At 65.7% G+C, this 25,749-nt stretch carries 25 protein-coding genes; 6 read left to right on the top strand and 19 right to left on the bottom strand.

What is annotated here, in order from left to right:
* Window positions 1–19: 19 nt before the first annotated feature.
* Window positions 20–853: an IclR family transcriptional regulator gene (locus tag NNX34_RS13975; RefSeq protein ID WP_255767115.1), complete on the bottom strand. Its 834-nt coding sequence runs from the start codon at window positions 851–853 to the stop codon at window positions 20–22.
* A 123-nt stretch (window positions 854–976) separates the two neighbouring features.
* Here NNX34_RS13975 and hutH point away from each other — a divergent pair, with 123 nt between their 5' ends.
* Window positions 977–2,554, top strand: coding sequence for a histidine ammonia-lyase (gene hutH, locus NNX34_RS13970; RefSeq protein WP_255767114.1), 1,578 nt, complete (start codon window positions 977–979; stop codon window positions 2,552–2,554).
* Between the two features lie 100 nt (window positions 2,555–2,654).
* Complete coding sequence (locus tag NNX34_RS13965) at window positions 2,655–2,954, top strand: acylphosphatase (RefSeq protein WP_255767113.1); 300 nt, start codon at window positions 2,655–2,657, stop codon at window positions 2,952–2,954.
* Window positions 2,955–3,171: 217 nt separating this feature from the next.
* On the opposite strand, the gene NNX34_RS13960 is transcribed toward NNX34_RS13965, so the two are convergent.
* The 9 genes from NNX34_RS13960 to NNX34_RS13920 form a co-directional block, all read right to left on the bottom strand.
* Window positions 3,172–4,086: a hypothetical protein gene (locus tag NNX34_RS13960; RefSeq protein ID WP_255767111.1), complete on the bottom strand. Its 915-nt coding sequence runs from the start codon at window positions 4,084–4,086 to the stop codon at window positions 3,172–3,174.
* A 183-nt stretch (window positions 4,087–4,269) separates the two neighbouring features.
* Window positions 4,270–5,394 (bottom strand): FAD-dependent oxidoreductase, encoded by a 1,125-nt coding sequence (locus NNX34_RS13955; RefSeq protein WP_255767110.1) that lies wholly within the window; start codon window positions 5,392–5,394, stop codon window positions 4,270–4,272.
* The gene (locus tag NNX34_RS13950; RefSeq protein ID WP_255767109.1) at window positions 5,384–6,124 is read right to left on the bottom strand and encodes a protein phosphatase 2C domain-containing protein; all 741 of its coding nucleotides are present in this window, start codon (window positions 6,122–6,124) and stop codon (window positions 5,384–5,386) included. The genes NNX34_RS13955 and NNX34_RS13950 overlap by 11 nt, the downstream gene beginning before the upstream one ends.
* A 61-nt stretch (window positions 6,125–6,185) precedes the next feature.
* Window positions 6,186–7,085, bottom strand: coding sequence for an aminoglycoside phosphotransferase family protein (locus tag NNX34_RS13945; RefSeq protein ID WP_255767108.1), 900 nt, complete (start codon window positions 7,083–7,085; stop codon window positions 6,186–6,188).
* A gap of 111 nt (window positions 7,086–7,196) precedes the next feature.
* The gene (gene gatB, locus NNX34_RS13940) at window positions 7,197–8,714 is read right to left on the bottom strand and encodes an Asp-tRNA(Asn)/Glu-tRNA(Gln) amidotransferase subunit GatB (RefSeq protein WP_255767107.1); all 1,518 of its coding nucleotides are present in this window, start codon (window positions 8,712–8,714) and stop codon (window positions 7,197–7,199) included.
* Complete coding sequence (gene gatA, locus NNX34_RS13935; protein WP_255767106.1) at window positions 8,715–10,217, bottom strand: Asp-tRNA(Asn)/Glu-tRNA(Gln) amidotransferase subunit GatA; 1,503 nt, start codon at window positions 10,215–10,217, stop codon at window positions 8,715–8,717.
* Between the two features lie 8 nt (window positions 10,218–10,225).
* The gene (gene gatC / locus NNX34_RS13930) at window positions 10,226–10,522 is read right to left on the bottom strand and encodes an Asp-tRNA(Asn)/Glu-tRNA(Gln) amidotransferase subunit GatC (RefSeq protein WP_227924393.1); all 297 of its coding nucleotides are present in this window, start codon (window positions 10,520–10,522) and stop codon (window positions 10,226–10,228) included.
* Window positions 10,523–10,715: 193 nt separating this feature from the next.
* Window positions 10,716–11,210, bottom strand: coding sequence for a GNAT family N-acetyltransferase (locus tag NNX34_RS13925; RefSeq protein ID WP_255767105.1), 495 nt, complete (start codon window positions 11,208–11,210; stop codon window positions 10,716–10,718).
* A gap of 120 nt (window positions 11,211–11,330) precedes the next feature.
* Window positions 11,331–11,795, bottom strand: a complete 465-nt coding sequence (locus tag NNX34_RS13920) for a TraR/DksA C4-type zinc finger protein (RefSeq protein ID WP_255767103.1) — start codon at window positions 11,793–11,795, stop codon at window positions 11,331–11,333.
* A 148-nt stretch (window positions 11,796–11,943) separates the two neighbouring features.
* Between NNX34_RS13920 and NNX34_RS13915 the strand changes: the two genes are divergently transcribed.
* A complete protein-coding gene (locus NNX34_RS13915) occupies window positions 11,944–12,696 on the top strand; it encodes a bifunctional 2-polyprenyl-6-hydroxyphenol methylase/3-demethylubiquinol 3-O-methyltransferase UbiG (protein WP_255767102.1) in 753 nt (250 codons plus the stop codon).
* Window positions 12,697–12,729: 33 nt separating this feature from the next.
* On the opposite strand, the gene NNX34_RS13910 is transcribed toward NNX34_RS13915, so the two are convergent.
* From NNX34_RS13910 to NNX34_RS13875, 8 genes are all read right to left on the bottom strand, one after another.
* Entirely contained in the window at window positions 12,730–14,496 is a 1,767-nt protein-coding gene (locus NNX34_RS13910) for a DUF222 domain-containing protein (RefSeq protein ID WP_255767101.1), read from the bottom strand.
* A gap of 231 nt (window positions 14,497–14,727) precedes the next feature.
* Window positions 14,728–15,591, bottom strand: coding sequence for a phosphotransferase (locus NNX34_RS13905; protein WP_255767100.1), 864 nt, complete (start codon window positions 15,589–15,591; stop codon window positions 14,728–14,730).
* Window positions 15,592–15,617: 26 nt separating this feature from the next.
* Window positions 15,618–16,412: an inositol monophosphatase family protein gene (locus NNX34_RS13900; RefSeq protein WP_255767099.1), complete on the bottom strand. Its 795-nt coding sequence runs from the start codon at window positions 16,410–16,412 to the stop codon at window positions 15,618–15,620.
* Complete coding sequence (ligA, locus tag NNX34_RS13895; RefSeq protein ID WP_255767098.1) at window positions 16,409–18,658, bottom strand: NAD-dependent DNA ligase LigA; 2,250 nt, start codon at window positions 18,656–18,658, stop codon at window positions 16,409–16,411. The genes NNX34_RS13900 and ligA overlap by 4 nt, the downstream gene beginning before the upstream one ends.
* Before the next feature lie 102 nt (window positions 18,659–18,760).
* Window positions 18,761–19,342: a hypothetical protein gene (locus NNX34_RS13890; protein WP_255767097.1), complete on the bottom strand. Its 582-nt coding sequence runs from the start codon at window positions 19,340–19,342 to the stop codon at window positions 18,761–18,763.
* Between the two features lie 7 nt (window positions 19,343–19,349).
* Window positions 19,350–19,808: a hypothetical protein gene (locus tag NNX34_RS13885; RefSeq protein WP_255767096.1), complete on the bottom strand. Its 459-nt coding sequence runs from the start codon at window positions 19,806–19,808 to the stop codon at window positions 19,350–19,352.
* A gap of 252 nt (window positions 19,809–20,060) precedes the next feature.
* Window positions 20,061–20,366, bottom strand: coding sequence for a pore-forming ESAT-6 family protein (locus tag NNX34_RS13880; protein WP_227924368.1), 306 nt, complete (start codon window positions 20,364–20,366; stop codon window positions 20,061–20,063).
* A 79-nt stretch (window positions 20,367–20,445) separates the two neighbouring features.
* Window positions 20,446–20,781, bottom strand: a complete 336-nt coding sequence (locus tag NNX34_RS13875) for a hypothetical protein (RefSeq protein ID WP_255767095.1) — start codon at window positions 20,779–20,781, stop codon at window positions 20,446–20,448.
* Window positions 20,782–21,118: 337 nt separating this feature from the next.
* Here NNX34_RS13875 and NNX34_RS13870 point away from each other — a divergent pair, with 337 nt between their 5' ends.
* Entirely contained in the window at window positions 21,119–23,467 is a 2,349-nt protein-coding gene (locus NNX34_RS13870; protein WP_255767094.1) for an FdhF/YdeP family oxidoreductase, read from the top strand.
* A 104-nt stretch (window positions 23,468–23,571) separates the two neighbouring features.
* Here NNX34_RS13870 and NNX34_RS13865 read toward each other — a convergent pair whose 3' ends face one another.
* Window positions 23,572–23,889, bottom strand: a complete 318-nt coding sequence (locus NNX34_RS13865) for a DUF6457 domain-containing protein (protein ID WP_255767093.1) — start codon at window positions 23,887–23,889, stop codon at window positions 23,572–23,574.
* 143 nt (window positions 23,890–24,032) lie between these two features.
* Between NNX34_RS13865 and NNX34_RS13860 the strand changes: the two genes are divergently transcribed.
* Both NNX34_RS13860 and eccD read left to right on the top strand, forming a co-directional pair.
* A complete protein-coding gene (locus NNX34_RS13860; protein WP_255767092.1) occupies window positions 24,033–24,410 on the top strand; it encodes a hypothetical protein in 378 nt (125 codons plus the stop codon).
* 5 nt (window positions 24,411–24,415) lie between these two features.
* Window positions 24,416–25,741 (top strand): type VII secretion integral membrane protein EccD, encoded by a 1,326-nt coding sequence (gene eccD, locus NNX34_RS13855; RefSeq protein ID WP_255767091.1) that lies wholly within the window; start codon window positions 24,416–24,418, stop codon window positions 25,739–25,741.
* Window positions 25,742–25,749 lie beyond the last annotated feature (8 nt).

The following is a 25,749-nucleotide window of genomic DNA, read 5'->3' as shown; positions in this document are numbered from 1 at the left end:
GACCGTAGCCCCGGGCGGTTCAGGGGTCATCCACCCCGCTGCGGACGTCTGGGATGCCAGACACATTGGGAGCAGGCTGCGGCCGGGCGCCGAGCCGGCGGGAAAGCTCTGCGGCGCACCGCAGCAGATCGGGCAGGACCTGGTCTGCCAGCGCCTGGATGCCCGGTGGCGGGGCCAGGTTGGGCGCGGTCAGGGTCAGGACGGCGACCGCGTGCCCGGAGCGGTCCGGTACGGGCACGGCAATGGAAGAGAATCCCTCGGTGACTTCATTCTCTTCCCAGGCATAGCCGCGCCGTCGGACCTCTTCAAGCAGGCCCGGCAGGCCGGCGCCGCTGCTGCGGGAGGACCGTACCGTCCCCGGATCCGGATAGAGCGCCCGCAGCTGGGCACCGGTCATCCCGGCCAGCAGGACCCGGCCGCTGGCAGTCCGGTGTGCCGGAAGCCGGATGCCGGCGTCGGTTACCAGCGGCTGCTGGCGCGGAGCCCGTTCCTCGATCACGTAAATCACGTCCGTTCCCTGCAGCACTGCCAGATGCGCGGTGAAGCGGGTCTGCGCCACCAGCCGGCGCAGCGGGAACCGGGCAATCCGCTGCAGCGGAGCCTGTCGGGCATAGCCGGTGCCCATTTCGTGTGCCGTAGCACCGAGGGCATACCGGCGTTCTTCCGGCAGGTGCACGGCAAAACCATCGCTTACCAGCGCCGCGAGCAGGTGGTAGGTGGTGGAGCGCGGCAAGGAAAGGTCCCGCGCGACCGCGGACGCACTGACCGGACCGGCCTGCTGGCCCAGATAGCGCAGGATGGCCAGGACCTGGGCTGCGGCCGGGACCTGGACACGGGTATAGGCGGCGGGCATGTCCAGAGTCTAGGCCAGTGTCTGGGATCCCAGAAGCCGAATCTGTCCGGGTCCCTCTCCGCACCGGGTTGAAAGGGCAAGATGGATAGCAACCGGGGCCCTCCAAGCGCAGAAGGAACAAGCATGCAGCTACGCAACAACAACGTGGACGCCGCCGTCGAGCTGGGGGTTGGTCCGCTCTCCGGCGAGGATATCCTCGCCGTCGCCCGGCACGGGGTGCGGGTGGCGCTGGCTCCCGAGGCCCTGGCTGCCATGGCCTCCTCGCGCGGGGTCATCGAGGCCCTGGCCGCAGACGACAAGCCGCACTACGGCGTCTCCACCGGATTCGGTGCCCTGGCGGTCAAGCAGATCCCGCCGGAGCAGCGCATCCAGCTGCAGCGCTCGCTGATCCGCAGCCACGCGGCGTCGTCGGGCTCCGAAGTGGACCGGGAAGTGGTGCGTGCCCTGATGCTCAACCGCCTGGCCACGCTGGCCACGGGCCGGACCGGAGTGCGTCCCGCCGTCGCGCTGGCCTACGCGGGGATACTCAACGCGGGCATCACCCCTGTGGTCGGCGAGTACGGCTCCCTGGGCTGCTCCGGAGACCTCGCTCCCCTCTCCCACTGTGCCCTGGCGCTGATGGGTGAAGGGGAAGTGCGCGACGCCGGCGGGCAGCTGGTGCCCGCCTCGGCAGCGCTCGCCGCGGCCGGGTTGGAACCGGTGGAGCTGCAGGAGAAGGAGGGACTGGCGCTCATTAACGGCACGGACGGGATGCTGGGGATGCTGACCCTGGCCATTGCGGACCTGCACCGGCTGCTGGCCACGGCGGATCTCGCGGCCGCCATGAGCGTGGAAGGCCTGCTCGGCAGCGACAGTGTGTTTGCCGCCGACCTCCAGGCACTGCGGCCCCAGGCCGGGCAAAGCGAGTCGGCGGAGAACATCCGCTCGGTCCTGTCCGGATCGGCGTTGATCGAGGAGCAGAAGACTGGCGGATTCACCCGGGTGCAGGATGCCTACTCGCTGCGCTGCGCGCCCCAGGTTCATGGCGCCGCCCGCTCCACGCTGCTGCATGCCGAAGCCGTGGCCGCAGCCGAGCGGGCCTCGGCCATCGACAACCCGGTGGTGACGCTTGACGGACGGTTGGAGTCCAACGGCAACTTCCACGGTGCGCCGGTGGCCTATGTGCTGGATTTCCTGGCCATCGCCGTCGCGGACGTTGCCTCCATGAGCGAGCGGCGCACCGACCGGTTCCTGGACCGGTCCCGCAGCCACGGCCTCAATGCCTTCCTCGCCCACGACCCCGGTGTGGACTCCGGGCACATGATCGCGCAGTACACGCAGGCCGGAATTGTCTCGGAGCTCAAGCGCCTGGCGGTGCCGGCATCGGTGGATTCCATCCCGTCCTCCGCCATGCAGGAGGACCATGTCTCGATGGGCTGGGCGGCGGGGCTGAAGCTGCGCCGGGCGCTGGACGGACTGACCCGGGTACTGGCCATTGAGCTGTTGACCTCGGCGCGGGGGCTGGACATGCGCGACGGCGGCACGGCCACTTCCCGCAGCGCTCCCGCAGTGACGGCGGCACGGGCCGTGATTCGGACTGTTGTCCCCGGGCCCGGTCCGGACCGGTACCTCGCCCCGGAAATCGAGGCTCTCAGGGTGCTCGTCGACGGCGGCTCCCTGCTGGCAGCGGTGGAGGCAGAGCTGGGAACCCGCCTGCACTGATTTTCGCTTCGAAGAACCTCCGGCCGCCCTGGGGCGATCCCGCGGCGCTCCCGTGCGGTCACCCCGCGCGACGCTTTGGAGATGCAGCTACGCTGTCCAGATGAACGAGCAAGAGCATCCGGAAGGAACCGCCCGCCGGCTGACGGCCCGGATTACCGGGGAGGTCCAGGGCGTCGGATTCCGGTACCGCACCCTTCGGCAGGCCGTGCAGCTGGGCCTGACCGGCGTGGTCTCCAACGCGGCGGACGGATCCGTCCATGTGGTGGCCGAGGGCAGGGAACCGGCCTTGGACGGACTTCGGGAATTCCTGCGCGGCCCGAAGGCTCCGGGCGTGGTGGTCGGCGTGGAGGAATCCTTTTCCCCGGCCACCGGCGAATTCCGCGAGTTCAGCGCCGAATAGCACCGGGCCGGCAAGACCTGCGGGTTAAAAGGGAAAACGCCGGCAGACTTGGGGCTGGTTGGGGGAAACAACCCTAGTCTGCCGGCGTCCGGACCGGTCACTACTCGGTCCATTCATCACTCGCACCCTTATGAGGTACTAACGACGATAAACGGCCCGTCTGGGTAGGTGCTGAAGACAACCTGACAACTACCTGAGTATGCGGCGCCGCGGACGGTCAGGCGGCGATGAGCTGACGCGGGCCCGGACCAGCGGGACGGGTTGCACCGGCGGACAGACCGCAGGACGGCGCACCGGCCTGGCGGGGAAGAATTTCCTGCTGAGCCGTGCGGATCCCGGGCATGCTCACTTCCGGAGCCGCGGCTCGTTCAGGCTTCTTGGTTCCGGCAGACCCGCTGCTGGAGGCCTTCTCCCCGCCGGAACCTTTCCCGGCCGAACCCGGCTTCTTGCCGCCGGTGTTCTTTTTCGGAGCAGTGGAGGCCTGGCTGGCGGTGCCGCGCGAGCCGTTGTTGTTGGCGGGGCGGGACTTGGCGGCCTGTACCTTCTTGGGCTGGGCAGGCTGCTTCGGAGCAGCCTTCTTCTTACTGGCGGACTTGTTTACGGCCGACTTGTTTACGGCCGACTTGTTCACGGCGGACTTGTTCACTGCGGACGTGCTGCCAGTCGACTTTCCGGGAGCAACCATCGCAGCGGCGGCGGCCGCGGACTTCTCGGCGGCCACGGCAGAGGTCATTGCAGCCGTCCGTGCCGTCAGGGCTGCGGCCACATCCAGGGCATCCACCGACTGGGGCATCCGCACGGAGACGCCGGGGCGGCCATACGGCGCGGCCGGACGGAGAGCGGCCATGATTTCTTCGGTCGCTGACCGGGTGGTGTCCACGAACACGGCGGCGGCGTTGTCATCGGGGGCGGCCTCAACCCGCTGGCGTGCCGCACGGGAGAGGACGCGGTAAAGCGCCGTAATGACAACCAGCAGGGCCGCACCCGTGCCGTAAAGAAGAATCAGGGAAAAGGCGAGCGATGTGGTCCCGCCGGAAAAGAAACCAATGCCGATAACGGCAGAAATCAGCCACAGCGTACTGAGAATTTCCAGGATGGAACGAACCCGGATGTAAAGCGGACGCTGCTGCACGCCAACAAATTTTGGCGGCAAGAAATCTGGCACTGAGACTGACCTTTCGGGCACCGAACTTTTAATGCATTCGGGTTTTTGGGAACGCGCTTGTTAGTACAACTCTAGGCATGTCTCGGGACCCTAATGACCATACGCGCGCACCTTGGCTGATTCGTTACGCGCCGATTGGTGAGACTTTCGTCACACTTGCACTCGAGCGGGGCTAAGGGCGTTCCGGGCCTCTTTTCCTACGGCCTCGCCAAGCAGGATCCCCGCTGCCAGCTCTGCGATGGCGGACGAGGTCTGGAACCCGTATCCGCCTTGTCCCGACAGCCAGAAGAACCCCGGCACGGCTGGATCCCAGCCGACCACGGGCACCCCGTCGGGTGCCTCCGTCCGCAGTCCGGTCCAGGCTCGGGCAACCCCGGTGATACCCATGGTTGTGACGCTGTTCACCACTTTCACGAGCGCCTGCACATCCGCGTTCCGTGGCCGGGCATCCTCCGCCACGCTTGGCTCACTCTCCGACGGCGAGATCAGTACCTGCCTGCCCTCCGGCCTGTAGTAGAACCGGTCAGAGGCGTCAGCCACCATCGGTGCGCCGGCTTCCAGCGGTCGTTCAACGTCGACGACGGCGGCGGTGCGGCGGTAGGGCGTGAGCCGCAGGGGCTGCGCCCCAAAGACACCGGCGAGGGTGTCTGCCCAGGCGCCGGCCGCGTTGACCACCGTTGAAGCCTGGAAACGCATGCCCGGAGCAGACACTTTCCACAGCGTCCCCTCCCCTGCCTGCCGGGCAGCTTCGACCCGCTGCCCGGTGATAATCCGGCCCCCCGCTGCCAGCAGCCGTGCCCGATGGAATTCCAGCAGGGCGTCCGTGTTGCAGGACACCGAGGTGGTGTCCAATCCGGCAGCACTGAAAGTCTCCGGCCGCAGCTCCGGAGCCAGTCCCAGGGCTTCAGCCGGCATGACCGGATGCATGTGGGTGCTTGCCCTGTCCCGCACCGCCTCCTCATCCCCGATCAGCAGGAAGCTCCGGGGCGCCAGGATCGGTTCGGGCAGATCTGCTTCCGCTGCCCGGATCAATGCCAGGGTACGCAGGGTCAGGTCCTGGATAACGGGCGGACCGTAGCTGGGGATCAGCTGCCGGGCCGAGCGGGAAGACGTGTGGTAGCCCAAGGTCGGTTCGGCTTCCACCAGGACAACCCCGCCGGCCCTCCCCCGGGTTTCCGGGGATGCCGCCAGCCGCGAGGCTAGTTCGGCGGCCAGGGACAGGCCGGCGATCCCTCCGCCGATCACCAGGACGTCACAGGAAATGTCAGCGGTCACGGGAGGTCCTTTCCAGGGTCAGGATGGTGGCATCGTCAGCGCTTTCCCCCAGCCCCGACTGCAGCGTGCGCAGGGCCAGCAGCATCTCCTGCGCGGGGACGGCGGAGCCTGCCGCCGCCAGGAAGCCGCCCGGCCCGTCGACAATGCCAAGGTCCACTGCCCGCCAGGCGCCGTCTGAGGCGAGCACTACCCGCCGTGCCGGGCCGAGCCGGACTGTGCGGGCCTGGTAAGCGGCTTCGGCTTCCCGCCGGGCCACCCATAGCCGGCCCGGGGTATTGCGCAGTTCCCGGTCCAGTACCCGCATCTCGCGTTCGCGCGCCGGGTCCGCCGAATGTTCCGTGCCGATCCGGATATCGGCGGGTTCATGGGTGACATGCACCAACGAACCGTCTTCCAGTTCCACCACCGCGTGGCAGTCCGCCAGTGCCAGGATCTCCACGCCGTCCCCGGTCAGCTGGGCCAGGCACAGGGCGGCAGACGGGAAGCGGATCCGCTCCTCGCCGGCCAGGGTACGGGCCAGCTGGTCCATCCGGGTCAGGGCATCGGCCAGCACCTGCGGGGCGGGCGCAACCCCAACGGCAACCGCGGCATCAGTCAGTAACAGGTCAAGGTTCCGGGCATACCAGGCCGGGTCAGAGGGGCCGGGCAGCCCGAGCTGAGGCAAGAGGGAGCTGGCGCCGTCGATTACCCAGGCCGTGGAGCCTGCGTAGCCGCAGGTGTCCTCCTGCACGTGCCCGTCGCCTTCAGTGGAAATCCGGACAGAATGCTTCCAGCTGCCTGCCGCCACCGGGTTAGAACCTCTCCCGGTCGCCGGTGAGGATCTCCATCAGGGTTTCCGAGCCCACCAGGTACAGCCCCGGGGCATCGTCGGAGTTCGCCAGCAGGATGGTGGCCATGCACATCGCCCAGCCGCGCGCCCGCTCCCACACGTACGGGTCGCCGTCGTACTGGTCGCCCAGGCTGCGGCGGAAGGTGTCCCGGCCCTCGGCGTCGAACACCAGCCAGGCGGCAGCTAGGTCCGTGGCCGGATCACCCGCGGTGAGATCGCCGAAATCGATGACCGCCTGCAGGGTGTTGTCCTTGGCCACCAGGTTCGCCGGGTGCAGGTCGCCGTGCAGCCACAGCGGGGGCCCGGTCCAGGCCGGGATGTCCTGTGCCTGGTCCCAGAGTTCCTGCACCCTGGCGGCGTGGGGAACCATGCCGCTGTTCAACCTGCCCTGCACTGCTTCGGCCCGATCGGCCAACGGCCCGCCCCGGAACGGATTGCGGGGATAGTCCGCCGGTGCCGGCCGGTGAAAGGCGTTCAGGAAGGCGGCCAGCGGCTCGGCCAGGGCAACGTTGCGGTCCCGCGGCGATAAGGACACGTCCTGGCCGTCAAACCAGGCGGTGATGCTCCACGGCCAGGGATAGAGCTCGCACGGGGTCCCGCGGAACAGCGGGGCTGACGTTGATACGGGCACGTCGGCGGTCAGCTGCGGGAGCCAGCGCTGCTCGTTGGCCGTGAGTCCGGCGGCGGACTGCCGGCGGGGCAGCCGGATCGCATACTCCGTGCCCAGCCGGTAAATGTAGTTGTCCCAGCCGCTGGCGGCCTGCGTCAGGGAATGCCCGCCCAGGTCCGGGTGCTGCTCCCGCACCAGCTGCCGCACCAGCGCAGGGTCGGCGGAGATTTCGGCAGCGGGAAGGTTGGCCATTTCGTCAGCGTACCCGCCGGGTGTGCAGCGGGCCACACACAGCAGGCCTCACACAGCAGGACCCCGGCAGGCACAATGCCTGCCGGGGTCCCCCCACGATCTCTCGGTGCGTTAGCCCTGCACGCCGAGGCGTTCCAGGATCAGCTCGCGGACGCGGCCGGCGTCGGCCTGGCCGCGGGTGGCCTTCATAACCCCGCCCACGATGGCGCCGACGGCCTGGACCTTGCCGCCGCGGATCTTGTCCGCGACGTCCGGCTGGGCCGCCAGGGCGGCGTCGATCGCTTCAAGCAGGGGGCCGTCGTCGGACACCACGGCCAGGCCGCGCTTCTCGATGACTTCCTCCGGGGTGCCTTCGCCGGCGAGGACGCCGTCGAGCACCTGGCGTGCCAGCTTGTCGTTGATCTTGCCGGTCTGCACCAGGCGGTCCAGTTCCACGATCAGCTCGGGCGTGACGCCGACGTCCACCGGATCCACTTCGGCTTCCTTGGCGCGGCGGGCAACCTCACCCATCCACCACTTGCGGGCCACCTGCGCGGACGCACCGGCGGCAATGGTTTCCTCGATGGCTTCCATGACTCCGGCGTTGACGACGTCGCGGAACTCGGCGTCGGAGTAGCCCCAGTCTTCCTTGAGCCGCTTGCGGCGCTCGGCCGGCGGCTCGGGCAGGCGGGAGCGCAGCTCTTCGATCCATTCCGTGGTGGTGACCACGGGAACCAGGTCCGGTTCCGGGAAGTACCGGTAGTCATCGGCGTCGGACTTGGGCCGGCCGGAGGTGGTGGACCGGGTGTCCTCGTGCCAGTGCCGGGTCTCCTGGACAATCGTGTTGCCGGAGTCCAGGACGGCGGCGTGGCGCTGGATTTCGAACCGGACGGCGCGTTCGACGGCGCGCAGCGAGTTCACGTTCTTCGTTTCCGAACGCGTGCCGAACTTTTCCTGGCCGTAGGGGCGCAGCGAAACGTTGGCGTCGCAGCGGACGTTTCCGCGCTCCATCTTCGCGTCGGAGACACCCAGGTTCTTCACGATTTCCCGGATGGCCGCCACGTAGGCCTTGGCCAGCTCGGGGGCACGCGAGCCGGCACCCTCGATCGGCTTGGTGACAATCTCGACCAGCGGCACGCCGGCGCGGTTGTAGTCCACCAGGGAGAAGTCTGCGCCCTGGATGCGGCCGGTGGCTCCGCCCATGTGGGTCAGCTTGCCGGCGTCCTCTTCCATGTGCGCGCGTTCGATCTCGACGCGGAACACGGTGCCGTCTTCAAGCTCAATGTCCAGGTAGCCGTCGTACGCGATGGGGTCTTCGTACTGGGAGGTCTGGAAGTTCTTGGGCGTGTCCGGGTAGAAGTACTGCTTCCGGGCAAAGGTGCAGGATTCGGCGATCTTGCAGTTCAGCGCAAGGCCGATGAGGATCGAGTACTCCACGGCCTTCTTGTTCACCACCGGCAGCACGCCGGGCATGCCCAGGTCCACCGGGGTGACGGCCGTGTTGGGCTCGTCGCCGAAGATGTTCGGGGCGTCGGAGAACATCTTGGTTTTGGTGTTCAGCTCCACGTGGACCTCGAACCCCAGCACCGGGTCGTACTTCTCCATGGCCTCTTCGAAGGACAGGGTTTCATCCTGGATATGGACGGACATTTACTTCACTCCTCCGAGTACGGGTGCCGAGGCCAGCAGCGGGCCGCCCCACTTCTGCTCGAGCAGGCCCTCCAGGGCTGCGCCGGCACGGTAGAGGCGGATGTCTTCGCGGGCCGGGGCCAGGAACTGGATGCCGACGGGCAGGCCGTCGGACAGGCCGCCGGGGATGGAAATGCCCGGGACGCCGGCCATGTTGGCCGGGATGGTGGCGACGTCGTTCAGGTACATGGCCAGCGGATCGTCCAGCTTTTCGCCGAGCTTGAACGCCGTGTTGGGCGAGGTCGGGGAAATGAGCACGTCGGCCTGGGCGAACGCGGCGTTGAAGTCGCGCTGGATCAGGGTGCGCACCTTCTGGGCCGAGCCGTAATAGGCGTCGTAGTAGCCGGCGGACAGGGCGTAGGTGCCCAGGATGATGCGGCGCTTGACCTCGTCGCCGAAGCCGGCGGCGCGGGTGGCACTCATGACGCGTTCGATGGTCAGCGGCGGCTCGGCGGGCAGCTCGCGCATGCCGTACCGGACGCCGTCGTACTTGGCCAGGTTCGAGGAGGCCTCGGACGGCATGATCAGGTAGTAGGCGCCGAGGGCGTACTTGAAGTTGGGGCAGGACACCTCAACGATTTCCGCACCCGCATCCCGCAGCATGTCCAGGGACTCGGTGAAGCGGGCCTGGACGCCGGCTTCGTAGCCTTCGCCCTGCAGTTCCTTGATGACGCCGATCCGCATGCCGGCGACGCTGCCGTTGCGGGCGGCGTCGGCCAGTGAACCCACGGGGTCCGTCAGGGAGGTGGAATCGCGGGGATCGTGGCCGCCGATGAGTTCCTGCAGCAGCGCGGCGTCCAGCACGGTGCGGGAGACCGGGCCGATCTGGTCCAGCGAGGAAGCCATGGCGATTGCGCCGTAGCGGGAAACGCCGCCGTAGGTGGGCTTCACGCCCACGGAGCCGGTGACGGCGGCCGGCTGGCGGATGGAGCCGCCGGTGTCGGTGCCCAGTGCCAGCGGTGCTTCGAAAGCGGCGACGGCGGCAGCGGACCCGCCGCCGGAGCCGCCGGGGATGCGGTCCAGGTCCCACGGGTTGCGGGTGGGGCCGTAGGCGGAGTGTTCCGTGGAGGAGCCCATGGCGAACTCGTCCAGGTTCGTCTTGCCGAGCATCGGCATGCGCGCGGCACGGATCTTCGAGATCACCGTGGCGTCGTAGGGGCTCATCCAGCCCTCGAGCATCTTGGAGCCTGCCGTGGTGGGCTGGCCCTTGGTGACGATCAGGTCCTTGATGGCGATGGGGACGCCGGCCAGTTCGTGCAGTTCCTCGCCGGCGGCGCGGGCCCTGTCGACGTCGGCGGCAACCTGCAGCGCCTCATCGGTGTTGACGTGCAGGAAGGCGTTGATGGCGCCGTCCACCTCCGCGATGCGGTCCAGGTGGGCCTGTGTGACCTCGACGGCGGACACTTCGCCGGAAGCCAGCTTGGCGGCCAGCTGTGCGGCGCTTGATGTAATCAGTTCACTCATGGAAGCTTTTACTCCTCATCCAGGATGGCAGGGACCTTGAAGCGGCCGGCGGCGTTGTCCGGGGCGCCGGACAGTGCTTCTTCATTGGTCAGCGTCTGCCCCACAACGTCTTCACGGAAGACATTGACCAGCGGGATGGGGTGGGAGGTTGCCGGGATGTCCTCGCCGGCAACTTCGCTTACGGATTTGATCGAATCCACGATGACATCGAGTTCGCCGGCCATCTTGTCCAGCTCGTCGTTGGTCATCTCAATGTGGGCCAGCCGCGCCAGATGCGCCACAGCCTCACGATTGATCTCAGACATGAGTCTCCCATGCGTCTTTTAGGAACGTTTTTCGGCTTTACGCCGGTATCCGTTCCAGTCTACGGCGTTTCGGGGCAGGGCATGGAGGCCGCCGCCACACCCTGCCGGCGCGCTGCAACACGCTGCCGACGCGCAAAAGCCGTCCCGCCGCCGTCGGGCACCGGGACGGCCGGGGCCGCGTACTGATTGAGGGCTAAACGGCCTTGCGGAACACCCAGAGAATGTAGTCTTCGCCGGGAACGGTCCAGTCCCGTTCCGGAACGCGTTCAAACCCGCAGGACAGGTAGAGGGCGTGGGCGTTCAGCATGGTGGTCATGCTGGTGAGGCTGACGGCCTCGATACCGTCCTTGTTCCGGGCGTAATCGACAATGGCGTTAACCATCGCGCGGCCCACTCCCCCGCGCTGGAGGGTCGGATCCACGGCGAGCATCCGGAATTCCAGTTCGCCTTCAATGGCGATGTCCGTGTAGGGCTGGCCCGCGTAGGTGATTGCGGCGGAGGCAGCCACCTTGCCGTCGAGCTCTGCTACCCACAGCTCGGTGTGCTTGGCGCGGTCCTCGACGTTTTCCAGTTCCTTGACGTAGGGGTTGTCAGCCTCGATGTGATTGCCGTGCAGGTAAGCCTCACGGGTAATCCGGCGGATGTCGTCAAAGTCAGCCTCGGTGGCAAGCCGGATGGTGATGCTCATGCGTGGTACGAGTCCTTAAGGTGTTGGTTGAAGTGCACGTAGATTCTATCCCCGCCCCGCCGCGTTTCCGGACGGCGGTGAGGCGGCGCACACGGTTCAACCGCACCGTCGCCGGTGCGCTTACCGCCGGCGGGCTGAAGCGCACTCCACGCAGAAGCGGGTTTCGGGACGGATTTCGAGCCGGGCCGTCGGGATCGCCGTCCCGCAGCGTTCGCAGATGCCGTAGCTATCGGTGTTCAGGCGTTCCCGTGCCTCCATCAGTTCAAGGAGCGATGTTTCCGCTGCGGCCAGGAGTGCCACCTCGTTGGCCCGCTCTACGGAAACCGTAGTTCCTTCGGGATCGTGTTCGTCGTCTGCCGGAATGTCCTTGGCGGCCAGGGTGACTTCCCGGATCACGGCCGTTAATGTGCTGATCTGCTCACGGGTGTGTTCCATCCGCTCGTCGATCAGGCGGGCGAAGTAGGCCGCGTCCAGCTCCGGCGGGGTCTGCGGGGTCTGCGGGGTGGGAGTCTGCAGCGCGACCGCTGCCGGCTCGGGCGTTCCGCGGATGGTTTTGCGCGGGGCCGTGGGTGCTTTCTTAGGCATGCGTTTTCCTCCTGTGAGTCTGTGCTGCACGGGATGCATCGGGATAAATTATCCGACGCCGGAGCGCGGAAAAGTGCCCCCGAGGACGGTCCTTTCCTCAGGGCTTAATCCCGGTAGGATTCGGGTCAACTGTCCGAAATCCGGGGGAATGATGGTTGACACGTTCTACAACGAGCCGCGGTTGGCGGCTCTCTATGACGAAGACAATGCCGGGCAATGGGACACCGACTTTTATGCCGGCCTTATCGGCGATAAGCCGCTCCGCATCGCCGACGTCGGATGCGGCACCGGCAGTTTCGCCGTGCGTCTGGCGCTGGCGGGCCACACGTTGACCGGCGTCGATCCGGCCTCCGGCATGCTGGAGGTGGCGCGGTCTCGCGAGGGCGGCGAGAGGGTCACCTGGTTGCAGGGCACCGCCGTGGATCTGCCGCAGGGTCCGTTTGATGCTGCCCTGATGACCGGGCATGCGTTTCAGTGCCTCCTGACGGAGGCCGCCATCCTCGAAACGCTGACGGCCGTTCGGTCCCGGCTCGTGCCCGGTGGCACCTTCTATTTCGAGACCCGGAATCCTGCGGCGAAGGCCTGGCTGGAGTGGGACAGCGGCAATGCTGGCCCGTCGGTCCAGGAATCTTCGGCGGGAACGCTGGAGGTGGAGTGGGAGCTGATCTCGGTGGAAGACCAGCCCGACGGCGCGTTGGTCACGTTCGAGGACCGCACCGTCTTCCGGTCCGACGGCGAGCGGTTCATCAGCCGCAGCACCCTGAAGTTTGTGCGGGCAGAGGTGCTGAAGGACCTGCTGGACCGGGCCGGTTTCAGCTCCGTGGACTGGTACGGGGATTGGGAGGGCGGGCCGTTCAGGGAAGCGTCCAGCCGGGAGATCATTGTGGCTGCCCGGCGGTAGCTCGGGACGCGGCCGCGGCCGGCTGAACCCGACTCAGAATGGCGGCACCTGTTCCAATCGGGAATCGTCCTGCGTTGAATCCTTCGGCCTGGAATCCGTCGGCCTGAACTCCTCCTGCCGGGGATCCGTACTCCGATTTACTGCCGGACCTGGCAGGTCCAGTTCCAAAAAGGGCTCGGTCCGATAAACCCGGCCGGTTGGCGAGGTCCACTCGATCACTCCGGGGGTGGGTTGGCACGCTTTCCAGTAACCGAGGGTCTTGAACCGGTGGTGCCGGCGGCAGAGGTGCTCCAGGTTCGCGTGGTCGGTAGGACCGCCCTTCGCCCAGTCGATGGTGTGGTCGACGTCCGAGTTCGCGGTGCTGACCCGGCACCCGGGAAACCGGCAGGTTCCGTCCCTTGCGCGGAGCCAGCGGCGGAGCCCGGCCGGAACCTTTCTGCGCCGTCCTACGCCCAGGATCTCTCCGGTCTGCGAGTCCTGGGCCAGTCCGGTCCAACCGACGGCGTTGCGGGCCAGCCTGCGTGCCGCTTCGGCGCTAATGGGCCCGTACCCGTGCAGCTCGGCGGGCTGGTCGTCCGCGCCGAAGAGGGTCTCCGCGTTGATCAGGACCATGATTTCCGCCCGAGGGACGATTCCATCGTCCGGTCCGGTGTGGCGATTCGGAGCGCTTTCCGAGCCGCCTCCAGAGCCGGTTTCGGCCTCATCCGGGGTTCCGGCCTCGTCTGTGGTCGCAGTAAAGAGTCCCCGGCTGCTGCCAATCAGCAGCTGCGCCAGAATATCCGCACGCAGCTGATCCGTGGTCCGGGAATCCCCGACTACCTGTTCACCCCGCGCCGCAGTACTGAGAGCAGTGTAAATCTGCTGCGCTTCCGCTGCCCGCAGATGGGCGGAGAGGCAGGACATGCCGTCCTCTTCCCGGTCCAGGGTGACCTTGCGCTGTTCGAACGCGGTCAGGTGCCGTTTGTTGATGGTCTGCGGATAGCGGTTCTCCCGCAGCCGGCGGGCCTTGGCGGAGAACTGGGAGCGCGTCTGGCCCTCGGCTGCTGCCAGCAGATCGGCCTCAAATTCCGGGAGCGCCGCAGCTGGAACGTTCTGGCATTGATCCAGTACCACTTGGGCATGCTGGTAGGAAAAGCGTCCCTCTTCGAGCCCGGTCAGGGTTGCCGTATGGGAAGTGCAGAGACTCGTCGCTTCACTGAGGAGCCGCTGTCCGGTGACCTGCGGAACATTCAGGACGGCCGCGCATTCGGAAGCTGCGAGGCTAAAGGCCAGCCCCGGTTCGATCCATTTGGAAGCGGCATATCTGTCGTCCCGGAAGAGCTCCCCCATCCGGTTGACCAGGCGGGCTTCCTGCGCCTGCACCCAGGACATCAAATGCGCCATCCGGGACAGGGCTTCACCCACCATCTGCTCGTCAAAGGCTTCAAGGTTCTGCAACGCCAGTGTCCCAGTGAAGCCGTCTGGGAAATCGGAGGCAGAACTATCGGCTTCGGAATCGGGGGCAGCGGGAGGTTCGTGTTCGGCTGGCTCGGCGGCGGAGGGGCCGGCATGGAGAGGGCCGGCATCAGGAACGGGATTCTCGGCTGGCTGGGTGCCTGCCTCGGCGTCGTTCTCCGGAGCGGAACTGCCGGCACTCGCGTTAGCGGTCCCGTCAGACTCGGGGGCCGCCGGTTCAGCCCGGTACACCGACAGGGTGCAGGCCCCGCGGGGCTCATCCGCTTCACCAGTGGTGCCAGCAGGCAGCTGGTTTTCACTGCCCTGCGCTTCGGTTGTCGGTTCTGCATTCCCGAGCTGATCCATACCTCAGGATTTCATCCGGCACTGACATTTCCGGGCGGAAAACAGGCCCAAAAGAGGGCTCCCGGAAACCGGAAATACCCGTCTTTCGAACGCAACTACCTACCCATAAACCAAGCCACCGGCGGCGCCCAGTTGGCACGCTCACCCCTGACGCCGTGCCGTCCGTGCACTTGGTGGCCGAGGAGGACCAGACCACCGAAGATCGCTTTGAACAAACCCGGCAAATGCAATCTACGAGAAGTTCCCCAGCGCATCCCGGAGCATCCGATGGCCTTGTGCCTCGAACTTAGGGTCGCCGACTTGGTAAGCCCAGGCAGCAGTGGAGACAGCTTCGCGCAGCAGTGTTAGGTTCCAGAGTTCGCTGTCCCTGAAGTCCGTACCGTACCCCTCGAAAAAGGCACCCTCCAGATAACTGTGAGACTTCCATTGCTGCACCGCCAAGCGACAAAGGTCGGTCACGGCCGGCCTCAAGTCGTACCGGCCGAAATCGATGATCCTCAACTCGCTGCCGTCTATGAGCCAGTTGCGAGGTTGCCAGTCACCATGGGTCGGAACGAGAACCACCGGCTTGGGCCGATAGGCTCCGAGAACGGCCTTGGCCTGTTCAACCTGGGATTTGGAAATGCGGTGCGGCTTCTCCAGCCAAGACAACGCTTTGGCAGTGGCCCGCACCTCATAGTCAACGTCAGTACGCGCAGTTTGCTCATGGAATATCCGCAAAAGATACCCGGCCTGCTGATAAGTATCCGGGCAATATTCAGCTGCGGTTCCCTCCACGAGGGATCCATCCAGATACTCCGTGACCAAGATGTTTTCGGAACGGTCCGACTGAACGAGCATTGGCGCACGGTTCTGCCGGGACCAGACGCTGACCCACGACTCGTGGGCGTCTATTTCACGGCTTATGTGGTGGTTGGAGGGCCCGGCCGCTTTGACGATGTACCTGCGCTGCCCGTCAGCTGCGTCCGCAACTTCAAGGATCGCGGTATCCAGAAGGTTCCAGGAGAGATCGGTAACGAGACTCACCCCCGGCAGCCAAGCCTCGACGAGTTCAGCCTGCCGCACGCTCAGCCGGTTCCGATGCCAAGATTCCATCCCAGCAGACTAACGTCCGGTGACCGCTAACCCAGCAGCGCTGCCCCGGCGACAGTGACGGCGTCGAGCCGCTCGGCATCGTTGGCAGGCTGCGGCGGACGCTGGACAGGCACACCGGCTTCCTCGGCAATCAGGGCACCGGCTGCATAGTCGTATTCGTTGAGGCCGCGCTCGATATAGGCGTCCAGGGAACCGTCCGCCACCATGCACAGGTCCAAGGCTGCGGACCCCAGGCGCCGCACATCGGCGAATTGCCCGGCCACCTGCGGCAGGGCCGCGTACTGCTCGGAGCGCACCGAAGCATCATAGGAGAACCCGGTGCCCAGCAGCTTTCCGACCCGCTGCGGATCGGGACCGGTGAGCTTCCGGACGCTGCCGTGCTCTGCCAGCCAGGCGCCGTGCCCGCGGGCCGCCGAATACACGCGTACCAGCGCCGGAGCGTGGACGACGCCGGCCAGCCACTCGCCGTCGTCGTTCACCGCCGCCACCGAGGTGCCGTAATAGACGATGTCGCGGATGAAGTTGGTGGTGCCGTCCAGCGGATCGATGGACCAGCGGATGCCTGAGGGATGCACCGGGACGGCCGGTTCCAGCTCCTCCCCCAGCACGACGTCGTGCGGGCGCAAGCGGGCCAGGACTTCCCGGACCGCCACCTCGGCGGCGGTGTCGAAATCCGTGACCCAGTCGCCGTCGGCACTCTTGTTCACCGCGTTGAGGCCGCCGGCAGAGCGCTGTGCCAGCACAGCGGCACCCGCTGCGGCAGCCTCGCGGGCCACTTCGAGCAGTTCCAGCGGGTCAGCTGCGTCGGGCAACGGCATCATTCGGACTCCTCGGTCGGCTCGGATTCAGGTACCGGCCCGCCCGGAACGGACCCCTCGGCCAGCAGCGTGCGGAAGCCGTCTTCGTCGATCACACGCACACCCAGCTGCTCGGCCTTGTCCAGCTTGGTGCCCGCGTTCTCCCCGGCCACCACGTAGTCGGTTTTCTTGGAGACCGAGCCGGAAGCCTTGCCGCCACGGGTCAGAATGGCTTCCTTGGCCTCGTCGCGGCTGAAGTTGGGCAGCGTGCCGGTGACGACGACGGTCAGGCCCTCCAGCGTCCGCGGCACGGATTCGTCGCGCTCGTCGGCCATCCGCACCCCTGCGGCGGCCCAGGCGTCCACGATCTCGCGGTGCCAGTCCTCGGCGAACCATTCCTTCAGCGCCGCGGCGATGGTGGGTCCGACGCCGTCGACGTGCGCCAGCTGCTCTTCCGTCGCAGCCCGGATGGCGTCCATGGAACCGAAGGCACCCGCCAGGGCGCGTGCCGCCGTCGGGCCTACGTGCCGGATGGACAGGGCCACGAGGACCCGCCACAGCGGCTGGGTCTTGGCCTTCTCCAGCTCGGTAAACAGCTTGTGCGTGGTGGCGCTGGGCACGGACGGCTTCTTGGCGGTGCCCTTGGTATAGAAGTACGGCACGAGTTCCGTGCCGTCCACAACGCCCTTCACACGCTTCGGCCGTTCGATCCGCACGTCCGCCAGGTCTTCGATCAACAGGTCGAACAGACCCGCCTCGCTGGTGAGCGGCGGGGTTTCCGGCTCGGCCGGCGAGGTGAGGGCGATGGCCGCCTCCCAGCCGAGCGCTTCGATGTCGAAGGCACCGCGGCCGGCCAGGTGGAACACCCGCTCGCGCAGCTGGGAGGGGCAGGACTTGGAGTTGGGGCAGCGGATATCCACGTCCCCTTCCTTGGCCGGCTTCAATTCCGTGCCGCAGGAGGGACAGTGGGTGGGCATCACGAAGTCGCGTTCGCTGCCGTCGCGGAGTGCGACGACGGGGCCCACGATTTCGGGGATTACGTCACCGGCCTTCCGCAGGACGACGGTGTCGCCGATCTTCACACCCTTGGCCTTCACCACGTCCTGGTTGTGCAGCGTGGCCATTTCCACCGTCGAGCCGGAGACCAGCACCGGCGTCATCATCCCGTAGGGCGTGACGCGGCCGGTGCGTCCCACGTTGACGCGGATGTCCAGCAGCTTGGTGTTCACTTCCTCCGGCGGGTACTTGTAGGCCACGGACCAGCGCGGGACGCGGGAGGTGTTGCCCAGGGCGCGCTGCAGCCCGAAGTCGTCCACCTTGACCACGATGCCGTCGATTTCGTGGGAGAGATCGTGCCGGTGCTCGCCGTTGTCGGCAATGTACTTCAGCACTTCCTCATAGGTGTCGAGCACCTTGTAATAGGGCGACGTCGGCAGTCCCCACTGCTTCAGCAGTTCGTAGGTTTCGGACTGGCTCGCCACGTTGAGTCCTTCGCGTGCCCCGATGCCGTGCACGTACATGCTCAGCGGGCGGCGGGCGGTGACTTCGGGGTCCTTCTGCCGCAGGGAACCGGCGGCGGCGTTGCGCGGGTTCGCAAAGGGCGCCTTGCCCGCTTCCACCATGGTTTCGTTGAGGTGCGCGAATTCCTTGGAGGGGATGAAGACCTCCCCGCGGATTTCCATTTCCGCCGGGAGGTCCTCGCCCTTGAGGGTGCGCGGAATGGAGGCGATGGTGAGTACGTTGTGGGTGATGTCCTCGCCCGTGGTGCCGTCCCCGCGGGTGGCGGCCCGGACCAGTTCGCCGTTGCGGTAGAGCAGGTTGACCGCGAGGCCGTCGATCTTCAGCTCGGTGAGCCACTTGATCTGCGCACCGGGGGCAATATTTGCAACGGAGGCTTCGGCCTTGCGTATCCAGGCGTCGAGCTCATCGAGGGAGAAAACGTCCTCGAGGCTGTACATCCGCTGCAGGTGTTCCACCGGGGCGAAGGCGGCGGATACTTCGCCGCCTACTTCCTGGGTGGGTGAGTCATTGGTGACCAGCTCGGGGTGCAGCGCCTCGAGCTCTTCCAGGCGGCGGTAGAGCCGGTCGAATTCCGCGTCCGAAACCAGGGGTGCGTCTTCGTTGTAATACGCGAAGCGGTAGCGGCGCACCTGCTCAGCAAGTGTCTGGTACTCCTCGCGCAGGTCTTCTGCGGGCGGGGCGTCTGTGCTGACCGATTCGACGGCGGCTTCGGTGTCCGTGGGTTCAGGAGATGTCTTGGCTGTGCTCACCTAACCAATCTTGCCGTATCGCGTCCGGTTCCGGGAGCGGTGCGGGACTACGACGCCGGACCGGCCGGGCTGTCGTTGTCCGCATCCCGTTCCGCTTCAGAATCATAAGTCGTCGTCTTTCCGCCACGAGAGTTCGGACTTGATATTGCCGACCAAGGCAGCTTGGAGCCAACCGAAAACCGCCGACCGGGTGACGGGCTCGTCATGAAACGTATGGAACCCGTGATCTTTCAGCAACCGCTCCTTCAGTCCAAGGTCGGTGGTGAACTTGGTAATAACAGCAAGGTTTCCGCCCTGATCCTCACCATGGATCGTCACGACGCCCCTGGGGCTCAACTCTCCAGTTGCCCGCACGGCGTGAATATTCGAAACCTCCTCATATGGAACCCTCAGCGAATGCCTGACGCCGGGCGAGGGGAACTGGTCCCCATGGTCAATCGTCATCCAGCCCACACCTGGAGAGTTTCCGCCATATTTAATAAGCAAGATCGTTCTGTCATAAGGCGTCGTCGAATCAACCTCGAGTTCCTGCCCCCTCCACGTACCGTACGAACCGGTCAATTTCGTGCCGCTGGAACTCCACATAGCCAGGAAATATACCGCCGCCAAACCATTACTACCGGAATTGGTTGTTCTAAGAAACAACCGTTTCCGACGATCAAAACTGCCCTCAGACAGCGACAAACACTTCCTACTGCATCAGGTCCTTTTCTTCCATCCTGATGTCTTCCAGATCCTCCCACCGGAAGGTGCCCACATACTCAATCCGATCGACCTGGACAATCTCGGGAATTTCTCCCCGGTCAATCTTCGGTTCCTGGGCCGGGTGCGGTTCCACCCAGGCGTGAACGACGCCGTCGGCATACCTGGCGATGCCGATCTTGTTGCCATGCCACGTCGCGGTCACGGCGAGCCTCACAAAACGGTCCACCTCATAATCGGCGATTTCCAGGGTCCACGAGGCGTGCCCGCCTCGTCCATCCCTCGCCGAAATGGAGGTCCATTCCGGTCCCGGCGGCGCCGCCTCATGAAACAGAGTGATGAACCCCTTACGCAGCCGCGCAGCCCGGTACCACCGTCCCCTCCACACCGCGTATTTACCGGGCGGCAGCATACCGTTCGGAAGCGTCTCCGGTAGGGGTTGGGACACGGGACGGGAAGCTCCGCGGCGGCCTGCATCTTCGGGTCCCCGAGTTTCCTCATTCAACCGCCTGCACCCTTCTCCACATTCCATTCCCGTATCTTCCGAATAACGATAAACCCGTGTATGTGGTGCAGTTGAGGGCTGCCGAGGGGCTGGAACACATCCAAATCCCGGATAAGGCCGCTATGCACGCGTGCGCATTAAAAACAACAACGGCACCGGATCCAGCCCGGCGCCGTTGTGTTGTGCAATCAGTGATTAGCCGATGTTCTGCACGGCGGACTTAGCCCGCGCACCCGCACCCGCAGCCGTCTCATCATTCTGCGACAGCGTCTGCTTCACCAACGCAATAATGTTCCGCGTCTCATTCGCTGCATTCCGGAAACGGTTCTCCACCGCCTGGTAATCCTCCGAAACACCGTCAGCCTGGAAATCCGACATAGCCGCATTCACAGCCTTCTCACGCTCACCGATCAACGACTCCAGCCGGGCAACAATCGACTGGATATCCCCCTGCACCGCAGAGGAAGTATCAGTGTCATAGCTCAAACGATCCTGGGACATGGCAAATCCTTTCAACACCGGCACCCACGCGCCGGAAAGCAACCGAACTAAGGAAGAACTAGGAAAAGGGACAGAAGAACTAGCGCGAAGAACCAAAACGCGCAGAGTCGAACGACGCCGACCCCTGCTGCTGGGCCGCATTGTCCGCAGCCTCCTGATCACCGGTCTGGAAGTGCCGGTCCATCTCCGACTGACCCATCAGGATCGCCGAGAGGGAGCTATTGAGCTCATTGGCAACCTCGTCCGTGCGGGCCTTGAACTCGTCAAACTTCACCCGGCCGGCACCGTTGAACTTGCCCTCCAGGGGCGCCGCAGCCTCCATCAGGCTCCGCACCAGCTGACCCAGATCCTCATTCGAGGAACTCGTCTGCTGCGTCAACGTCCCAAGGGTCGAAGAACCCATATCAAACTTCATGGCAAACCACCTTTTCGGCACCCCACGGCACCCTCGTCCGAACTGTTCCCCCGAGCAGCCGGACGAATTCACCAAAAAGGTAAATCCCGTTCCATTTGCCGGTAACCCCCATCAAACCCACCAAAACCAAACCGGTCAAGGAAAACACATGGGCAGAACTACCCATGGGGTGTGTGCCCACGGATAACGTCCACCAATTCCGAAGGCGCCCGCCGTCGCAAGGACGGCAGCAGTCCTTGCGGCGGTGCGCCCGGACTGCTAGGCCTGTTGGTAGATAAACTGCGGTAGAAGCAGTCGCCGCCCTAGCGGCAGACATCGCGATGAAGGGAAGTGCGGCGTGGCCAGGAAAGAACCCCGCGTTAAAGAAGTCAACGAGAGCGACATAGAGGTCAAGGGACAGCCGAAGGAGTGGGCGGCGGGACTTCCTGCCGTCTACCACTCCATGAAGCCGGCGATTGAACACATGGGGCTCGCCCGCGCCTTGGGGACCACCTTCCGCATGAACCAGAAGCACGGGTTCGACTGCCCGAGCTGCGCCTGGCCCGACCCGAAGGACCGCAGCCCGTTCGAATACTGCGAAGAAGGCGTCAAGGCCGTCACGTGGGAAGCCACGCCGGTGGTTATTTCTTCGGACTTCTGGGCCGAACACAGCCTCACGGACCTGCGCGGGCGTTCGGAATACTGGTTGGGCATGCAGGGCAGGCTGACCGAGCCCCTGTACAAGCCGGCTGGTGAAGACCATTACCGGCCCGTCAGCTGGGATGAAGCACTGGGGATTGTGGCTGACCGGCTCAAGGCCCTGGATTCCCCGCACGAAGCGGCGTTCTACACCAGCGGGCGCACCTCCAACGAGGCGGCCTTCCTGTACCAGCTCTTCGTTCGCGCCTATGGCACGAACAACCTGCCCGACTGCTCCAACATGTGCCACGAGTCCTCGGGCTGGGCCATGGGCCAGACCATCGGAATCGGCAAGGCCACGGTGACCTATGACGATTTCGGCCAGGCCGACCTGATCATCCTCATGGGCCAGAACCCGGGCACCAACCATCCGCGCATGCTCACCGCACTGGAACTGTGCAAGCGCAACGGCGGCAACATCGTAGCCGTGAACCCGCTGCCCGAGGCCGGACTCAAGCGCTACAAGAACCCCCAGAAAGCCCGGGGCATCGCAGGAAAGGGCACCGAACTCGCGGACCAGTTCCTGCAGATCCGGCTCGGCGGGGACATGGCCCTGCTTCAGGCAATTTCCAAGCGGGTGTTCGAGGCAGAGGACAAGAACCCGGGGACCGTCCTCGACCACGAATTCCTCGAGGAGCACTGCGAAGGGCTGGCAGACCTCAAGGAACATCTGCTGCTGCTGGACGACGAGGAAGTGCTGGAAGCCACCGGGCTGCGCGCCGAGGAAATCGACGAACTGGCCGAACGCTACCTGCGGGCCGAAAAGGTGATCATCACCTGGGCCATGGGCATCACCCAGCAGAAGAAGGGCGTTGCCACCATCAAGGAGATCATCAACCTCCTGCTGCTGCGCGGCAACATCGGCAAGCCCGGCGCCGGCGCCGCCCCTATCCGCGGGCACAGCAACGTCCAGGGCGACCGCACCATGGGCATCTGGGAGCAGATGCCGGGGACCTTCCTGGACTCGCTCGGCAAGGAATTCAACTTCGACCCGCCGCGCGAGCACGGCGCCGACGCCGTGGAAACCTTCCTCCGGATGCAGGACGGCCGGATCAAATTCTTCATGGCACTGGGCGGGAACCTGATCTCCGCCATCTCGGACACCCACTTCGCCGAGGCCGCCATGCAAAAGACGGACATGACCGTGCAGATGTCCATCAAGCTCAACCGCTCCCACCTGGTCACCGGCAAGGAAGCGCTGATCCTGCCGGTGCTGGGCCGCACCGAAATCGACATCCAGGAAACCGGCCGGCAGTTCGTTTCGGTGGAGGACACGGTCTGCGTGGTCCACGCCTCGCACGGCGGGGTGGAACCCGTCTCGAAGAACCTGCTCTCCGAACCGGCGCTCGTTGCCCGGCTTGGTGCCCTGGTGATCGGTGACCGGATCGACGCCGACTGGGCCGGCTACGAAAAGGACTACGACCTGATCCGGGACCACATCTCACGGGTAGTGGAGGGCTGCGAAGACTACAACGAGCGGATCCGCCACGAGGGCGGGTTTGTCCTGCCCAACGGCCCCCGGGATTCGCGGACCTTCCACACCCCCACCGGCAAGGCGGTCCTGACGGTCAATGACCTGGAAGCGGTCCAGCGGCCGGAAGGCACCCTGCTGCTGCAGAGCATGCGTTCCCATGACCAGTGGAATACCACCATCTACGGGCACAATGACCGGTACCGCGGCATCAAGGGCGGCCGCCACGTGCTGTTCATGAACTCCGGTGACATCGAGGAACTCGGCCTGGCAGACGGCCAGTACATCGACATCCACGGTGTCCACCACGACGACGCCGAGCGTGTCCTGCGCAATTTCCGGGTGGTCTCCTACCCCACGCCCAAGGGCTGCGTAGCGGCGTACTACCCGGAAGCCAACGTGCTGGTACCGCTGGACCACGTTGCCGAGGGCAGCAACACCCCGGTGTCCAAGACCGTGCTGGTCAAGGTGGAACCGGCCGCACAGCAGACTGCGGGCCCGGAAGACAAGATGCGCCGCGAAACGGCGCCCGTGTAGGGGCACCCATGTAGCGGCACCCATGTAGGGGCACCCATGTAGGCAGCCAAACGCACAACAGGCCAGGACTTCGGTCCCGGCCTGTTGTGCGTCTTGACGTCTGCTTACTGGGCAGAGCCCTTCCAGCCGGGCTGGTCCGGACCTTCCAAGCCGGTTTCAGCCAGCTGGAAGGCTGTTTCTGCCGCTTTCCGGACCGCTTCTTCAGAGGATTTCCGCCCACTGGTGGTGGTGAGCCCGGCTGCGTACCCGACCACAAAGGCACTGACCAGGCCCGCGTTGTCTGCAACGGTCCGGGCCGACTTCTCCGCCAGCTCCACGAGCATCTTGTGGTCCACTTCAAGATCCAGGATCTGCAGCGCCTGGGTGAGGCGCCGGCTCCAATCGTCCAGTCGGCGCTCTTCCATCTCCGGGTTGGTGCTCATTGCGGCTCCTTCATCGGTGCGTGTGCGGTGAATAATTACTCAAGCTTTAGCACCCGCGGCCCGGCATCCACAACGTACGCCGCAGCTTCGGCGGTGCGGCTCCGGCGCGTGTGACGCAGACCCCACCCGGATCGTGTAAGGATATGTCGGTACTTGTCCAAGTGGTGGGGGGACTTATTTTGGCGAGCGACTATGACAATCAGCTGATCGAATCCGTGACCGTGCGCCGGAACCGGCTGCTCGGCGCCCTGCTGTACGGGGAAAACCCGAACGAGCGCCGGTGGATGGACAGTGTGCGCCTCTTCCTGTTCAGCGTGGCTGCCGCAGCGGTCATCGCTGCGGTCTGCGTGGGGTATTCCTTCGTGAGCAACCTCCTGGAAGAGAACCGCCAAAAGCAGGAGGAGCAGCGCCGGCAGCAGAATTCGGCTGCCTACCACTCTTCGGACCCCCGCGATGCGCATTACGACGCCGGCCCCGCCGGCCGGTACAACGTTGCCTTTTCGATGCAGACAGGATCCTAGCCGCCATGGCCCATGCCTTCACCCGAGTGACACTGATCGGTTCCCGGCGCCACCTGGACCTGCTGCTGCCGTCGGACCAGCCCGTTGGCGCACTGATGCCGCAGGTCCTGGAGCTGCTGAACGACCCGCCGGCAGATGAGGTAGCCGCCAAGGTCCTGGTGGGACCCGACGGCACCGAGTTGGCCGCGGAGAGCACGCTGAGCAGTGCGGAAATAGCCGACGGTTCCTCCCTGCTGCTCTGCAACGCGTCCGAGGCGCCCCCCGCCGCCGTCGTCTATGACGTCACGGACCTGGTGGTCAGCGAGACCGAGGCCGTCTCCGGCCGCTGGACCGACAGGTTCAGGGAACTGACCGCCGGCATCTTCGCTGCCGTGGGCCTGTGGGCAGGGGCAGAGATCCTCCTGGGCTCGGTGGCCCCCGACGACGCCTGGTGGCTGCTGCTCTCCGCGTCCCTGGTGCTCCTCACGGCCGGCACTGCGCTGGCACGGCCGCCCCGGACCTCCGCCATCGGCCCCACGCTGCAGGGGGCCGGCTGGCTGCTGGGCCTGGGCGCCCTGCTGCGCGGCGACCTGGAACCGGAAACAACCCTGCTGTTGTTCGCCGGACTGTCCGTCCTGACCCTTGTGGGAATGGGGCTGAGCGCAGCCAACCCGCGGGCCCTCTTCACGGGCGCCGGCACCCTTGCCTTGGCCACCGTGATCTGGGCGGCGGCGGGGATCGTTTCCGAGAACCCTTCCCGCACGGCAGCGCTGGCCGCCGTGGCGAGTGTCCTCCTGCTCGGCCTGCTCCCGAAGCTGGCACTGTCCGCCTCCGGCCTGGCAACCCTGGATGACCAGCGTGCCACCGGTGGAACCATCAGCAGGACGGATGCGCTTGAGGCCGTGGCCGGTGCCCATCGGGGCCTCACCCTGGGCGCGGTCCTTACATCGGTTTCCATAGCGTTGGGGCTCTGGGTGCTCGGTACCGACACGGAGCACCAGAAATGGACGCTGTCGCTGCTGTTCGCCCTGACCCTGGCGGTCTTCCTCCGGGCCCGGTCCTTCCCGCTCGCCGCCGAACGCATTTCGCTGTACGCCGCATCCGGTGTGGGGCTGACCGCCCTCGCCCTCGCATCCCTGCGGTTTTTCTCCTCCGCGCCCTGGGCTGTGGGCCTGGCGGTGCTGATCCTTGCCGCCTGCATCGCGGTCAGCCTGACCCTTGATCTGCCGGACCACGCCGAAGCCCGCCTTCGCCTGCTGGCCAAGCGCCTGGAGACCTTCGCCATCCTGGCATCGATTCCCCTGGTCATCGGGATGTTCGGCATCTACTCCCAGCTGTTGGACAGCTTCTGATGGGCGAA

It is taken from the genome of Arthrobacter sp. zg-Y1116 (genome assembly GCF_024385485.1).
GTDB lineage: Bacteria > Actinomycetota > Actinomycetes > Actinomycetales > Micrococcaceae > Arthrobacter_B.
The sequence above is the reverse complement of the archived record's forward strand: the minus strand, read 5'-3'. Positions and strand labels throughout refer to the sequence as shown.

Bases quoted from the DNA above. Each gene is read 5' to 3' on its own strand.
- gatC (WP_227924393.1), bottom strand. From the start codon at position 10,522: ATGTCTGAGATCAATCGTGAGGCTGTGGCGCATCTGGCGCGGCTGGCC.
- eccD (WP_255767091.1), top strand. From the start codon at position 24,416: ATGGCCCATGCCTTCACCCGAGTGACACTGATCGGTTCCCGGCGCCAC.
- hutH (WP_255767114.1), top strand. From the start codon at position 977: ATGCAGCTACGCAACAACAACGTGGACGCCGCCGTCGAGCTGGGGGTT.
- NNX34_RS13920 (WP_255767103.1), bottom strand. From the start codon at position 11,795: ATGCCTAAGAAAGCACCCACGGCCCCGCGCAAAACCATCCGCGGAACG.
- NNX34_RS13915 (WP_255767102.1), top strand. From the start codon at position 11,944: ATGATGGTTGACACGTTCTACAACGAGCCGCGGTTGGCGGCTCTCTAT.
- NNX34_RS13865 (WP_255767093.1), bottom strand. From the start codon at position 23,889: ATGAGCACCAACCCGGAGATGGAAGAGCGCCGACTGGACGATTGGAGC.
- NNX34_RS13875 (WP_255767095.1), bottom strand. From the start codon at position 20,781: ATGAAGTTTGATATGGGTTCTTCGACCCTTGGGACGTTGACGCAGCAG.
- NNX34_RS13880 (WP_227924368.1), bottom strand. From the start codon at position 20,366: ATGTCCCAGGATCGTTTGAGCTATGACACTGATACTTCCTCTGCGGTG.
- gatB (WP_255767107.1), bottom strand. From the start codon at position 8,714: ATGTCCGTCCATATCCAGGATGAAACCCTGTCCTTCGAAGAGGCCATG.
- NNX34_RS13945 (WP_255767108.1), bottom strand. From the start codon at position 7,085: ATGGCCAACCTTCCCGCTGCCGAAATCTCCGCCGACCCTGCGCTGGTG.
- NNX34_RS13905 (WP_255767100.1), bottom strand. From the start codon at position 15,591: ATGGAATCTTGGCATCGGAACCGGCTGAGCGTGCGGCAGGCTGAACTC.
- NNX34_RS13860 (WP_255767092.1), top strand. From the start codon at position 24,033: ATGTCGGTACTTGTCCAAGTGGTGGGGGGACTTATTTTGGCGAGCGAC.
- NNX34_RS13965 (WP_255767113.1), top strand. From the start codon at position 2,655: ATGAACGAGCAAGAGCATCCGGAAGGAACCGCCCGCCGGCTGACGGCC.
- NNX34_RS13925 (WP_255767105.1), bottom strand. From the start codon at position 11,210: ATGAGCATCACCATCCGGCTTGCCACCGAGGCTGACTTTGACGACATC.
- NNX34_RS13900 (WP_255767099.1), bottom strand. From the start codon at position 16,412: ATGATGCCGTTGCCCGACGCAGCTGACCCGCTGGAACTGCTCGAAGTG.
- NNX34_RS13975 (WP_255767115.1), bottom strand. From the start codon at position 853: ATGCCCGCCGCCTATACCCGTGTCCAGGTCCCGGCCGCAGCCCAGGTC.
- NNX34_RS13910 (WP_255767101.1), bottom strand. From the start codon at position 14,496: ATGGATCAGCTCGGGAATGCAGAACCGACAACCGAAGCGCAGGGCAGT.
- gatA (WP_255767106.1), bottom strand. From the start codon at position 10,217: ATGAGTGAACTGATTACATCAAGCGCCGCACAGCTGGCCGCCAAGCTG.